Origin of the sequence: Streptococcus sp. 27098_8_73, from assembly GCF_041432495.1 — a bacterium.
Lineage (GTDB): Bacteria > Bacillota > Bacilli > Lactobacillales > Streptococcaceae > Streptococcus.
Map to the genome: position 1 here is coordinate 13862 of NZ_JAPVZT010000016.1, position 13404 is coordinate 27265.

Consider the following 13404-nt stretch of genomic DNA (forward strand, 5'->3'; position numbering starts at 1 on the left):
GATCGAAACTTTTTAGTCTGAGCCAAGAAATGGGGAAGTTATGAAAAATACAGGTACACAGTCTATTGAAACCAAACGCCTTTTGCTAAGACATTTTCTGGAATCGGATGCTCAAGCTATGTATGACAATTGGGCTTCTCGTCCGGATAATTTGTTGCATGTGACCTGGGATGCTTACAAGAGTCCTGAAGTCACCCAACAATCTATTGCTCGCTGGATTGAGAACTATCAAAACCTGGATTTTTACAAGTGGGCCATCTGCCTGAAGGAAAAACCTGAACAAGTGATTGGTGATATTAGTGTGGTAGATAGAGATGAAGCAGTTAATGCTTGCGAGGTCGGTTATATTTTAAGTAAAGACTATTGGGGGCAAGGGCTGATGACAGAAGCTTTGAAAGCTGTTTTGAACTACCTCTTGCAAGACGCAGAATTCAATCGTGTCACAGCAAGATTTGTAACAGCCAATCCAGCTTCGGGGCGTGTTATGACTAAAGCTGGCATGAACTACGAAGGTACTTTCCGTCAGGCTATATTTCATAAAGGACAAGTCAAAGATTTTTCCGTCTATGGGATCCTAAAATCAGATTTAAAATAAAAAAGTTAGGCAAGCCTAACTTTTTTACTTGCGCTCTTTTTTTAAAGTTCTATAATAGATGTATAATGACAAGGAGGATTTTATGAATTCATTAAAACAAGATTTTACAGATAAGTTGTACGCTGCTTATGAGGCTAACCCCAAGTATGCGGCAATGGAAAATGCTATTAGCCACAATGGTCTATTGACTTCTTTGGAAAAACGGACTGCTGCTGTAGAAAATGCCCCTGTTTTCTCACTAGATCTCACCAAAGACAAGGTCAGTGACCAAAAAGCATCTGGCCGCTGCTGGATGTTTGCAGCTCTCAATACTTTCCGTCACAAGATGATTGCGGGCTTCCAGCTGGAGGATTTTGAGCTGTCTCAGGCTCATACCTTCTTTTGGGATAAGTATGAAAAATCTAACTGGTTTTTGGAGCAGGTTTTGGCAACGGCTGACCAAGAATTGACTAGTCGTAAGGTCAAGTTTCTCCTAGATACGCCTCAGCAGGATGGCGGTCAGTGGGATATGGTCGTAGCGCTTTTTGAGAAATACGGCGTTGTGCCTAAGTCAGTCTATCCAGAGTCAATTTCATCCAGCAATAGCCGGGAACTCAATCAGTTGCTCAATAAACTCTTGCGTCAGGATGCGCAAATCTTGCGTGAGCTGGCCTTGAGTGGTGCAGATGAGGCTATGCTACAAGCTAAGAAAGAAGCTTTGCTGCAGGAAATTTTCAACTTCCTAGCGATGTCGTTGGGCTTACCGCCTCAGAAGTTTGCCTTTGCTTATCGGGACAAGGACGGTAATTACCATAGGGAAGCTGATTTGACTCCGCAGGCCTTTTACCAAAAATATGTAGATCTCAAGCTGGATGACTATGTGTCTATTATCAATGCACCAACAGCCGATAAACCTTATGGCAAGTCTTACACAGTCGAGATGTTGGGCAATGTAGTCGGCAGTAAACCTGTTCGCTATTTGAATGTAGAAATGAAACGTCTCAAGGAATTAGCTATTGCACAGATGCAGGCTGGCGAGACTGTTTGGTTTGGCTCTGATGTGGGTCAGTCCAGCAATCGCAAGGCTGGTATCATGGAAGCAGGTATGCATGATTTAACCTCTAGCATGGATATCCAATTGACCCAAGATAAGGCAGGTCGTCTTGATTATAGCGAAAGCCTCATGACTCATGCCATGGTACTGGCTGGAGTAGACTTGGATGAAAATGGTCAAGCTAAAAAATGGAAAGTAGAAAATTCTTGGGGCGAAAAGGTTGGTGATAAGGGATACTTTGTCGCTAGCGACGCTTGGATGGATGAGTACACTTACCAAATCGTAGTCAGAAAAGAATTATTGACTCCAGAAGAGTTGGCAGCCTACAATGCTGATCCAATTGTCCTAGCACCATGGGATCCAATGGGAGCTCTTGCTAATGGCGAAATAATTTGATAGGATGAGCAATTGCAGAAAGCTATTGATTTATTTAAACATAAAAAAGATTGGATTTCTAAAATCCAATCTTTTTTATGTTTAACGATGTTCAGTTCCTTGGTTAGAACTAGTTGAGCTGCTGGTTGTTCCAGAACTTGTTGAACTTGTTTGGGAACTAGAGTTGGTACTACTATGTTCTTCGCTAGATTCGCTCGTACTTTGACTTGAAGATTCTGAGCTTGACTCAGAAGTGGAGCTTGAAGATGCTTGGGTATAAGCGCGGCTGTAAGTAGAAGTACCATTGAGATAGAGATAGGATCCGCTACGGAAAAGTCCGCTTGGTGGTGTCCAGTCTTCATTGCTATAGCCTGTCAGATAGAGCATCATAGAGCGGTAAACATCGGTTGCTACCTTAACTCCATCGTCTAAAACAGGAGTGAGGCGATTTGAGTAACCAGTCCAAACAGCCATAGAGTATTGTGGAGTGTAGCCAACAAACAGTTCGTCTGGTGTGACAATGCTAGAACTGTAGTAAGGTTTTGTCAACTTTTCTAGCTCATCATCTGCATAGTTGGAAGTACCAGTTTTACCTGCTTGATAAACTCCTGGAATTGCAGCATTGGTACCAGTTCCAGACTGAAGAACTGTCTTCATCATGTCTGTCATCATGTAGGCTGTCGTTTCTTTCATGGCTTTTGATCCGCCATTTGAAAAGACTTTTTCTGTACCGTCGCTAAAGACAACTCGGTTGACGTATTGCGGTTTGTAATATGTACCGCCATTAGCAAAGGCAGCGTAGGCAGCAGCCATTTTTTCGCTACTTGCTCCATATTGGTTGCCAGATTCGCTTGTATTACTTGAAATCGCATTAGAATAATGCATTTCAGGGTAATTGATACCAAGGCCATTGAGGAACTTCAATGAATTATCTAATCCGACTGCTTCCAGCGATTTGACGGCTGGTACGTTACGGGATTCTTGGATGGCGTATTGGATAGTAATCCAGCCATAATAGCGTTTATCCCAGTTATAGACAGGAGTAGATGTTCCAGGGAAATAGTAAGGAGCATCTTGGATTGAGGCAGCAGTGGAAGTGAAAACATTGTATTCCAAGGCTGGGGCATAATCGGTAATTGGTTTCATGGTAGAACCCCAGTCGCGATTTGTTTCGACTGCTTGGTTGGTACCAAAAGAAACATTGGAAGACTGATGGCGAGCACCCAGTTGGGCAATGACTTTCCCGTTGGTAACATCCATAACAGTTGATGCCACTTGCAGTTCATCATCTGGATAAGCAACATATTCTTCCGTGTTGTAAATATCCCACAATTTTTTCTGTGCTTCGGTATTAACGTTGGTATAAACTTCCATACCAGTCGTAAGGACATTGTAGCCAGTTTCTTCTTCGACTTGCTCAATAACTTCTTTTAAGTAGTTATCCATATAGGCAGGATAGCTAGCTGAATTTTTCAAGCTCTGTAAGCCGTCGGTCACTGGTGTATTGATAGCTTGTTCGTATTGTTCTGGTGAGATGTACTTGAGTTCATACATTTCAGATAATACGAGATTACGACGCTGAGTGGCAGCTTCTGGATTTGTGTAAGGGTCATATTGGTTAGGAGCCTGAGGCATTCCTGCAAGCAGGGCAATCTGAGGAAGGGTCAAATCTTTCAAATCTTTGCCGTAGTAACTTTGAGAAGCTGTTTGCATCCCGTAATTTCCATTAGACATATAGACTTTATTGACATAGTATGTCAGGATTTCTTGTTTGGTAGCCTTTCGCTCAAGTTGAGTTGCCAGCCATGCTTCTTGGATTTTCCGAGAAAGGGTAGCATCCGCTGAGGAAGTGGAGAAATAAGTCAACTTGATCAACTGCTGGGTTAAGGTAGATCCCCCTTGGCGTCCGCCTCCTCGAAGATTGCTCAGGAAGGCTCCGCCTATTCGAATAAAATCAACCCCACGGTGATTAAAGAAACGGTGATCCTCAATCGCAACGATGGCATCTACTAGCTGTGTAGGGATCTGGTCTGTTGACGCATTGACCCGCTTTTCAGAACCGAGGTCCGCAATCAGATTGTTATCGCTATCGTAAATCTTACTTGAAGTTGTTGCGACAAGATCCTTCTCAGAAAGGGTAGGAGACTTGGCGACATAGTATGTGAAGACAAGAACGCCAGCCACAACTCCAATGATAAAGAGAGATAAGAGGGCAGTTGCAAGATATTTTAAGGCCTGCAAAAGGGTTTGTTTATTCATTTGAGATACCACCTAGTAGTTTTTGTTCGATAATTTCAAGGTAAGGGATGCTTGGAAATTGCTTTGTTTCGATTAAAAATCCATGTTCTTGAATGTAAGATAAAGGGAGGGATTTTCCGCCTTTATCTATCTTATAAAATGTAATCAAATAAGATGCCGGAAGTAGATAAGTCTCCCGCAAGCTAGAGAAGTGCAGTAAGACAAAGCAGATTCCTTTTTGCTGAAGGACAGCTTCCATATGTTCAATCTGGTGTAGATGGAAATTCTTTAGAGGCATAGCCGTTTTTTGCCGTGTTTCCTTGGCTTCAAAATCAATATAATGTCCCTTAAAGACGCCAGAATAATCAGTCGTGGATGCCTGTCGGAAATAGGCCTCCACAATCTTTGCGCGACTGCGTTGAGGATAGTCCACTTTGACAATCTGAATGGGTGTCGGTTTCTTATGAATGACAGCGAGTCCTCTACTCAAGTAGTAGTTGTTGGATTCGTTGATCATCTTCTCAAAAGACATCCCACGATTGGCAAAGTTAACAGCCGCCTTTGAACTTGGATGGGCTAATTTACTTTTTATTTTTAGCTTGTGAGGGTAGTTGACCATAAAACTCCTTATTGGTACAATAACATCACTCTATTATATCATAAAAATATTTTTTGAGGGAGAATAAATGACAAGTCTATTAATTGTAGGTTACAAGGCTTTTGAACTTGGCATTATGAATGAAAAAGACATGCGGATCAAGATCATCAAAGAGGCGGTCAGACGGGATTTACAGCGCTTGCTGGATGAAGGATTGGAGTGGCTCATCTTTACGGGAAATCTAGGTTTTGAAACTTGGGTTTTAGAAGTCGCTCAGGAATTGAGAAAAGTTTACAATTTTAAGCTTGCTACGATTTTTCTTTTTGAGGATCAGGGAAAAAATTGGAACGAAGGAAATCAGGCTAAACTAGCGGATTTTAAACAAGTAGATTTTGTCAAATATGCTTATCCTAGCTATCAAAATCCGAGTCAGTTTCGTGAGTACAATCAATTTCTGCTTCAAAATACGGATGGAGCTTACCTGTTTTACGATGAAGAAAATGAGACCAATCTTAAGTATCTTTACAGGGAGATGAAGAATCAAGAACAGTATTTTATCAAAAAATTAACATTTGATGACCTGAATGAGGTTGCAGAAATTTTTTCGGAAAAGTAGGGTATAAATCTTGCTTTTTATAGGTGCTTTCGTATATAATTGGATATGATAAACTAGATTGGAGTGAGAGCATGGCGAGTATTATTTATACAGCAAAAGATATTTTTGATCAAGACTTTAAGCGTGAAGTGCGAGGATATAGCAAGGCTGAAGTGGATGAATTTTTAGATGATGTGATTAAGGATTATGAAACTTATGCAGCTTTGGTAAAGGAGTTGCGTGAGGAGATTACCCTTCTGAAGGAACAAGTATCTAATCAAGCAACTGCTACTCCTTCAACGCCTAGTCAGCCAGCTCAACCAACAATTGAGATGCCACAGATGGGAACAGCGACTAACTTCGATATTTTGAAACGCCTAAGCCGTTTGGAAAAGGAAGTTTTTGGTAAACAGATTCTGGACAGCGAAGAGCAATAATGTTGCAGAGTGCAATTTTTGGATAATCGCGTGAAGATTTAATATTTTCATGAGGAAAGTCCATGCTAGCACCGGCTGTGATGCTGGTAGTGTTTGTGCTAGGCGAAACAATAAGCCTAGGGACGGAGCAATCCGTTACGGCGACTGAAAAGGCTAAGTCTTTAGATAGGTCTGAATAGGTCTGAAAGTGCCACAGTGACGTAGTTCTTCTGGAAACAGAAGAAGTGGAACGCGGTAAACCCCTCAAGCTAGCAACCCAAACTTTGGTCGGGGCACGGAATGCGTGGAAACGAACATAGCATTCTGACTGGAAACAGTAGACAGATGATTATCGAAGGAGATGGTACCTAGTCATTTCTGGAACAAAACATGGCTTATAGAAAATTGCACATAGGTTAGCTAGCGTATGCTAGCTTTTTGATTAAGATATAGAGCCCCTTGGACAGAAGATTGCTGCAAGGGACAAAAAAATAGGAAAGCAAGTTTTTTCTCAAAATGAGGAGCCAAGCAAGAACATTCTGCTTTCTAGCTGAGGCCAGTTTTTAACGGCGTGGCCAAGCGGATAGTGATAGAGTAAGAAAGAATGAAAGAAAAATTTAATTTAATTGCTACAGCGGCGGCAGGTTTGGAAGCCGTTGTCGGCCGTGAAATCCGAGATTTGGGCATAGATTGTCAGGTTGAAAATGGCCGTGTTCGCTTTAGTGGCGACATGGCTACAATCATTCAAACCAATCTCTGGCTGCGCTCAGCAGATCGGATCAAGATTGTTGTGGGTACATTTCCAGCCAAAACATTTGAAGAGCTTTTTCAAGGTGTCTTTGCCTTGGACTGGGAAAATTATCTACCCTTAGGTGCCAAATTCCCCATTTCTAAAGCCAAATGCGTCAAGTCAAAACTTCATAATGAGCCCAGTGTTCAAGCCATTTCAAAGAAAGCAGTTGTAAAAAAACTGCAAAAGCTTTATGCTCGTCCAGAAGGTGTTCCTGTGCAGGAAAATGGAGCAGAATTTAAGATTGAAGTTTCCATTTTGAAAGATTTAGTGACGGTCATGATTGATACCAGTGGCTCTAGCTTGTTCAAACGTGGCTATCGGACTGAGAAGGGCGGAGCGCCAATCAAAGAAAATATGGCAGCCGCGATTTTGCTTTTGTCAAATTGGTACCCAGACAAACCCTTGATTGACCCGACTTGCGGATCAGGAACCTTCTGTATCGAAGCGGCTATGATTGGGATGAAGATGGCACCAGGTTTACACCGTTCCTTTGCTTTTGAAGACTGGAATTGGGTAGACAAGGACTTGGTACGTCGACTTCGGGCAGAAGCTCTAGCTCAGATTGACCAAGATATTCAGCTGGATATTTCGGGTTCTGACTTAGATGCTCGTCTGGTAGAGATTGCCAAGAAAAATGCGGAAGAAGCGGGCGTTGCTGACCAGATTCAATTTAAGCAAATGCGCCTGCAAGACCTTCATACGGACAAGATCAATGGCGTGATTATTTCTAATCCGCCTTATGGTGAGCGTTTGTTAGACGATGATGCTGTGACTAAGCTTTATCAAGAAATGGGAGAAACCTTTGCTCCCTTGAAGACATGGAGTAAATTTATCTTGACCAGTGATGAGGCCTTTGAAGCCAAATATGGCAGTCAGGCGGATAAAAAGCGAAAACTCTACAACGGTACTCTAAAAGTAGACTTATATCAATACTTTGGCCAAAGGGTCAAAAGACAACTAGATTAGAAAGGAACTGCTGTGAGCAAAGAAGAAAAGATGCCAACAGAGCAAGAATCAAAAGAAACCGTTCTGGACTTAGAAGATGCGAAAGAAATGACGGTCGGTCAGGCTGCTCGGAAAAACGAGGAAGTCGAGGCTGGTGTGACTGAAGGAGACAATATCCTAGATAAGTACATCAAGCAACACCGAGATGAAATCGAGGCTGGAAAATTTGAAACCCAAAAGCTGAGAATCATGGAAGAGCTGGCACAACAAAAAGAAGCTTTGATACAAGAGACCATCAAACAGCTTAAGAGTCAGTCTCAGGCAAAGAAAAATACTGCCAATGTGACCTCACCTTCGGCGCAGCCAGTGAAAGCAGAAACTGCAAATTCAGCAAACATAGAGACTACAAAGGCTGCACAACCAGCGCTAACAGTTGCAGCTGAAGCACCAGTCATCCCGGCAACAAAGCCGGTATCAAAGCCAGTTCCGACAGTATTTGAAGATGAGGACGAGCCTGAGACAAAGCCTTTCTACAAGAAGAAAGCCTTCCTATACTCAGCCTTAGGTCTTGTAGCGCTTGCCGCTGGAACGACTTGGTATTTTCATCAAGGCTGGGGGAGTCACAAGTCGACAACTGGTTCCAGTTCGACAGTTTCTTCTAGCAAAAAGAAATCTGCAAGTTCCAGTGAAGCTAAGAAAGAGGCTGCTAAAGAATTTGAAGACCTTTATGCTAGCTTCTTTACGGATAGTAGTCAGACAGCTATCAAAAATGATAAATTTGGTGATTTGGACAAGTTGAAGGCTAAGTTAGATGTCTTAACTGGCAGCTCAGAATATACAGCTGCTAAGAAGAAGTATGATGATCTTGTTAAGCAAATTTCTGCCATCCAAAGTGTCAATTCGCAATTCAATACGGGTGCCGTTGTTGACGGTCTCTTGAAGACGGATGCCCAAGTGAAAGAAAACGCTAATCTTCCAGATGTATCGACAGGTAATAGCAAGTTGGATGAGGTCTTGAAGGCGGCTATTGCTCAAGGACGTAGTCAGCAGCTACCAGCACCAGCGCCTAGTCCGACAGTGGAACCGTCAGCGCCTTCTACGGCACCATCAGTCCCATCAACGCCGCCAGTTGTGACTCCAGCGCCTAGTGATCCTAGTGGTATTAGAAATGCAGAAACTGGTATCGGACTACCAAGTGCAGGAGTCAACCTCCAGCGTCACCTTAGTCGTGTACCCTACAATCAAGCAGCTATCGATGATGTCAATAATCCTGCTTGGACCTTCAATCCAGGTGTCTTGGAAACAATCCTCAAGGTGTCTCGTGAGCGTGGCTACATCACAGGAGACCAGTTCATCCTTGAAAAAGTTAACATTGTCAAGGGAAATGGCTACTATAATCTCTTTAAACCAGACGGAACTTACCTATTTAGTATGAACTGTAAGACAGGCTACTTTGTAGGAAATGGAGCTGGTTATGCGGATGATTTGGATTATTAAGCATCTTTCTGGCTAATTCATAGTAACATGTAATAAAGAAAAAGTTAGACGGGTCTGAGGTCATGTATCTCAGACAGGCTGTCTAACTTTTTTTGTATAAATAGTTACTTATTGTTAATTCTTATAATAATCTATACCTTAAATCTCTAGGTTAATATAGATAGTTCAAAATAGCTTGATTTATCAAGCTTATTGTCAATAAATGAAGGTTTCAATAGATTGAATTCTTGTCTTATTTTTGTTAAAATACTATCTGGAGCATTAGGGCACCTAGCATAAAAATGTAAAAGGGTGTGTATTCTTGCTTATAAACTATAGCATGCAATGGGTCAGTTTCTTTGCTAATGGTCATGAGATTAACAAAGGCTGGCATGTTGGAAAAGGAAAGGAAAAGGATGTTTCGAAGTAAGAAATATAACAAAGATTTCGAGATTATTGACGAAAAGAAGCGGTATAAGCTCTATAAGTCTGGGAAAAATTGGGTAAAAGCTTCAAATTCTCAACTCGATCTTTTTCGTATCGGTGGAATGGGAGAAGTTGTCTCAAACAGCTTGTCAGATACTGAAGAGCTTGATCACGATCATCTGAGCCTCAATACTCTTGCAGGCCTAGGAGGGATATTAGCCGCTGGGGCAGCGGGGCTAATGGTGACTCAGGAGCAGTCTGTCTATGCAGATGAAACATCTGAATATACTGATAAAGCAGTTATTTCAGCTGAAGTCAAGGACAATGAAGAAGCAGCAGAAGCAAGTACAAATTCGATCATTGCTCAAGCGCAAGCGGAAATGCGAAAAGCAAAAGCAGAACAAGCTTCTGAGTTAGCCTCTGTTTCAGTGAGTCAGTCAGTCAGCACTTCTGTCTCTACAAGTGAGTTAGTCTCTCTTAGCATCTCGACTAGCCAGTCTGTTAGTCAATCGCTCAGTCAATCAGTTTCCGCTAGTAACTCAACTTCTATCAGCCAGTCTGTATCTGCTAGCAGTTCTGTCTTGACTAGCAAATCAGCGAGTACTGAGCCTGCTACAAAGGTATCAGAGAGCAAAGCGCCAGCTAAGCTAGAGAGTTCCAACAATACAACTTCTCTAGAACAGGATAAAGTGCTAACTAGCGCATCAGTAGCTGATGCTTCCGTCTCAGCTTCTAATTCTGTCTCACTGGATGTCAAAGTCAATGTTGCTGATAGCTTTGTCCCATCTGCTGCCGGACAAAGTGTAGCTAGTGCTACGTTGAGCAATAGCCAAGCCCTAGCAACCAGCAACAACTTGGCCGCTGGTGTGATCGCTGATAAGAATCAAGCCCAAGGCAAGGATGCGCTCAAACAAGCTGAGAAGAGTCAAACGGTAGATAAGACCGTGACCACTTCACCAAAAGAGTCTGTCAGTGCTTCTGCTGAATTAAAAATAACTGAAATTACTGGTAAGAATAGTGTTAGTGGAGTTCAATCAACTTCTGTCACAACTAGCTTAATTGAAGCTGCTGCGGTTGCATTAGCATCTTCAGAAGTCACTGCTAAACAACAAGAAGAAAACCGTAGGAAGTTGACCAATCTTTCAGCTGAAATAGGTGACTATCTAGAAAAAGCGGTTGATTTACCAAATACGGATTCAGCTCTTGTTAAGGCCAATGCGACGCTAGCAGAAATTGAAAAGGCCTTAGCTGATCCAACTAGCGATTTAACAACAGTAGTGCAAAAAGCTACTTTAGCACGTAATTCGATTGTTAATGCTGTGTTGGCGGCTAATTCTGGTGTGCGTGATACACGAAATGGGACAGAAATTACTAGAGGGGCACACCTGCATGCAGCTTCTAATCCGCCTACGATTTCTATGCCATCCACTATCACAATTTATAATGATGAAGCAATCAATAATTTTCAGATAAGGCTGAATGATGATAAAGGGATGGCTAAAATCACGCCCTCCCCATCCAATGCTATTATTACAGGTTTAAGTGCACCGAACTATCCAACTAACAAGAAAGGGGTATTTGGAGATCTATATATCTATGATCAATGGGGGAAACAAATAGGTGCCCAAAAGACATACAACATTGACATAAAAGGGACAGTGGGTCGTGAAAACGGAACTTGGAAACCCTATAAGCCTGGTACCTATGTTCTGGAGTACACAGTAACAGATATTCATGGCCTGACTGCGACAGCACGTACGAATTTCCATATCAAAGGCTTCAACGAACGCCACAACCCAGTTAGTGGGGATACCGTTATTGTTAAGAATCCCTCTTCTTTGACTGTAAGTGAACGCAATCAGGTACTTGAAAAATTTAAAGAAAAAAACCAGTCGCTTTTATCTGGTAGTGATTTTACGAAAGATGGCGTAACCGGAACGATTTCGGTAGCTGAAAATGGGAATATTACCATTACCTACCGTGATAATACTACAGATGTTATCCCAGCTAATGTGGATGCTGTTCCAGTTCCAAGTGCGACGGTGACTCGTAACGGTCAAACTCTAACACCTGTAAACGGCAACTATGTTGTGTACGCAGGAGATGATATTCAAATTAATTTCACTGCTACAGATAATAGCGGGCAATTATCAGAATTTAAGATCGTTTCAAATGCAGATGCAAATGGTTCAGCCATTAAAAATAATTTCTTTGAAGATAATAAATATGGGACGGGAACAGTAGATCATTTAACGGGGAATATTACAGCAACTACTGCTAGTCCAGCTCGCATTACAGTAAGAGCTCATTTGAATGATAATCTAGAGTACGATAAAAATGGTAGAAATAGTTGGCAACGTAATGCAGTAGCAACGGATAAGGCTGGGAATAAAAATAGTGCAGGAAATGCTTCGCCAGGTAATGTCCGTATTGTGCAAGGTAGGCTGACAGATATTATGGAAGGGGTAGCACCGACTGAAACCTTCCAAGTAGAGAATGTTTCTCTATTAAATTCTCAAGAAAAAACTCGTATATTGGCGGCTGTTGAGAAACTAAACAATAAGCAGGAAAAACGTATTGCTTCCTTTACTATTAGTAACAATGGAACAGTTACCATTATCTATAAAGATAAGACTACGGATACGTTCACTGTAAAACTTTCTGATAGTGAGTATAAGAGTAGCAGTGCTTCAACTAGTCTAAGTCAAAGACAGTCAACCAGTGCCTCAGTAAGTGCTAGTACATCAGCGAGTGCGTCGGCTTCAACGAGCGCCAGCCGTTCAGTTTCTGCTAGCCAGAGCTTGTCTACTTCCTTGCGCAATAGCCAATCGGCATCGATGAGCGCCAGCCGCTCGGTTTCAGCGAGAAATAGTGTTTCGGCCTCAGTGAGCGGTAGTCAGTCTGTCTCAGTGAGTCAGAGCGCTGCTTCATTGAGCGCCAGCCAATCCATCTCACTAAGTAAGAGTGCATCAACTTCATTGAGTGGTAGCCAATCCGTCTCATTAAGTAAGAGTGCTTCATCTTCGTTGAGCTTGAGTCAGTCAATTTCATTAAGTAAGAGCGCCTCCGCTTCATTGAGCTTGAGTCAATCCGTCTCATTAAGTAATAGTGCTTCAACTTCGTTGAGCTTGAGTCAGTCAGTTTCATTGAATAAGAGTGCCTCAGCTTCATTGAGCGGTAGCCAGTCAGTCTCAACAAGCGAGTCTGCTTCAGCATCGTTGAGCTTGAGCCAGTCAGTTTCAACAAGTGAATCTGCTTCAACCTCATTGAGCACCAGCCAGTCCGTTTCAGTAAGTGCCAGTGCTTCAGCTTCGTTGAGCTTGAGCCAGTCTGTCTCAGCAAGTGCTTCAGCATCAGTAAGCCTGAGCCAGTCAGTTTCAACAAGCACAAGTGCTTCAGCATCAGTAAGTCTGAGTCAGTCAGTCTCAGCAAGCACAAGCACTTCAGCATCAGTAAGCTTGAGTCAATCCGTTTCAACAAGCGAGTCTGCTTCAGCATCATTGAGCCTGAGCCAATCCGTTTCAACAAGTGAATCAGCCTCGGCTTCGTTGAGTGGCAGCCAATCTGTCTCAACAAGCGCAAGTGCTTCAGCCTCAGTAAGCCTGAGCCAGTCCGTTTCAACAAGTGAATCAGCTTCAGCGTCATTGAGCTTGAGTCAATCAGTTTCAGCAAGTGAATCAGCTTCAACCTCATTGAGCACGAGTCAGTCTGTTTCAACAAGCGAGTCTGCTTCAGCGTCATTGAGCACAAGTCAGTCTGTCTCAGTAAGTGCCAGTGCTTCAGCGTCCTTGAGCTTGAGTCAATCAGTTTCAGCAAGTGAGTCAGCTTCAGCGTCATTGAGCACCAGCCAGTCTGTATCAGTAAGCACAAGTGCCTCAGCTTCGTTGAGCTTGAGCCAGTCAGTCTCAGCAAGT

Annotated in this window: 9 protein-coding genes and 1 other RNA gene; 8 read left to right on the forward strand and 2 right to left on the reverse strand. The window is 42.5% G+C overall.

The window, feature by feature from the left end; translation table 11 throughout:
• The first annotated feature begins 40 nt into the window (after nucleotides 1-40).
• Both O3651_RS09650 and pepC read left to right on the forward strand, forming a co-directional pair.
• On the forward strand, nucleotides 41-595 hold the full coding sequence (locus O3651_RS09650) for a GNAT family N-acetyltransferase (protein WP_371610285.1): 555 nt from the start codon (nucleotides 41-43) through the stop codon (nucleotides 593-595).
• An 82-nt stretch (nucleotides 596-677) separates the two neighbouring features.
• Complete coding sequence (gene pepC, locus O3651_RS09655; RefSeq protein WP_371610286.1) at nucleotides 678-2024, forward strand: aminopeptidase C; 1347 nt, start codon at nucleotides 678-680, stop codon at nucleotides 2022-2024.
• Nucleotides 2025-2105: 81 nt separating this feature from the next.
• On the opposite strand, the gene pbp1a is transcribed toward pepC, so the two are convergent.
• Nucleotides 2106-4262: a penicillin-binding protein PBP1A gene (gene pbp1a, locus O3651_RS09660; protein ID WP_371610287.1), complete on the reverse strand. Its 2157-nt coding sequence runs from the start codon at nucleotides 4260-4262 to the stop codon at nucleotides 2106-2108.
• On the reverse strand, nucleotides 4255-4860 hold the full coding sequence (gene recU, locus O3651_RS09665) for a Holliday junction resolvase RecU (RefSeq protein ID WP_311164464.1): 606 nt from the start codon (nucleotides 4858-4860) through the stop codon (nucleotides 4255-4257). The genes pbp1a and recU overlap by 8 nt, the downstream gene beginning before the upstream one ends.
• Before the next feature lie 67 nt (nucleotides 4861-4927).
• Here recU and O3651_RS09670 point away from each other — a divergent pair, with 67 nt between their 5' ends.
• The 6 genes from O3651_RS09670 to O3651_RS09695 all read left to right on the forward strand — a co-directional run.
• Nucleotides 4928-5455: a DUF1273 domain-containing protein gene (locus O3651_RS09670; RefSeq protein ID WP_371610288.1), complete on the forward strand. Its 528-nt coding sequence runs from the start codon at nucleotides 4928-4930 to the stop codon at nucleotides 5453-5455.
• 71 nt (nucleotides 5456-5526) lie between these two features.
• Entirely contained in the window at nucleotides 5527-5871 is a 345-nt protein-coding gene (gpsB, locus tag O3651_RS09675; RefSeq protein ID WP_061423590.1) for a cell division regulator GpsB, read from the forward strand.
• Between the two features lie 14 nt (nucleotides 5872-5885).
• An RNA gene (rnpB, locus tag O3651_RS09680) (RNase P RNA component class B) lies at nucleotides 5886-6253 on the forward strand.
• A 201-nt stretch (nucleotides 6254-6454) separates the two neighbouring features.
• Nucleotides 6455-7609: a class I SAM-dependent RNA methyltransferase gene (locus O3651_RS09685; RefSeq protein ID WP_371610289.1), complete on the forward strand. Its 1155-nt coding sequence runs from the start codon at nucleotides 6455-6457 to the stop codon at nucleotides 7607-7609.
• Nucleotides 7610-7621: 12 nt separating this feature from the next.
• Entirely contained in the window at nucleotides 7622-9085 is a 1464-nt protein-coding gene (locus O3651_RS09690; protein ID WP_371610290.1) for a cell division site-positioning protein MapZ family protein, read from the forward strand.
• A 395-nt stretch (nucleotides 9086-9480) separates the two neighbouring features.
• The coding region (locus tag O3651_RS09695; RefSeq protein ID WP_371610291.1) for a KxYKxGKxW signal peptide domain-containing protein at nucleotides 9481-13404 on the forward strand (3924 nt) is incomplete at its 3' end.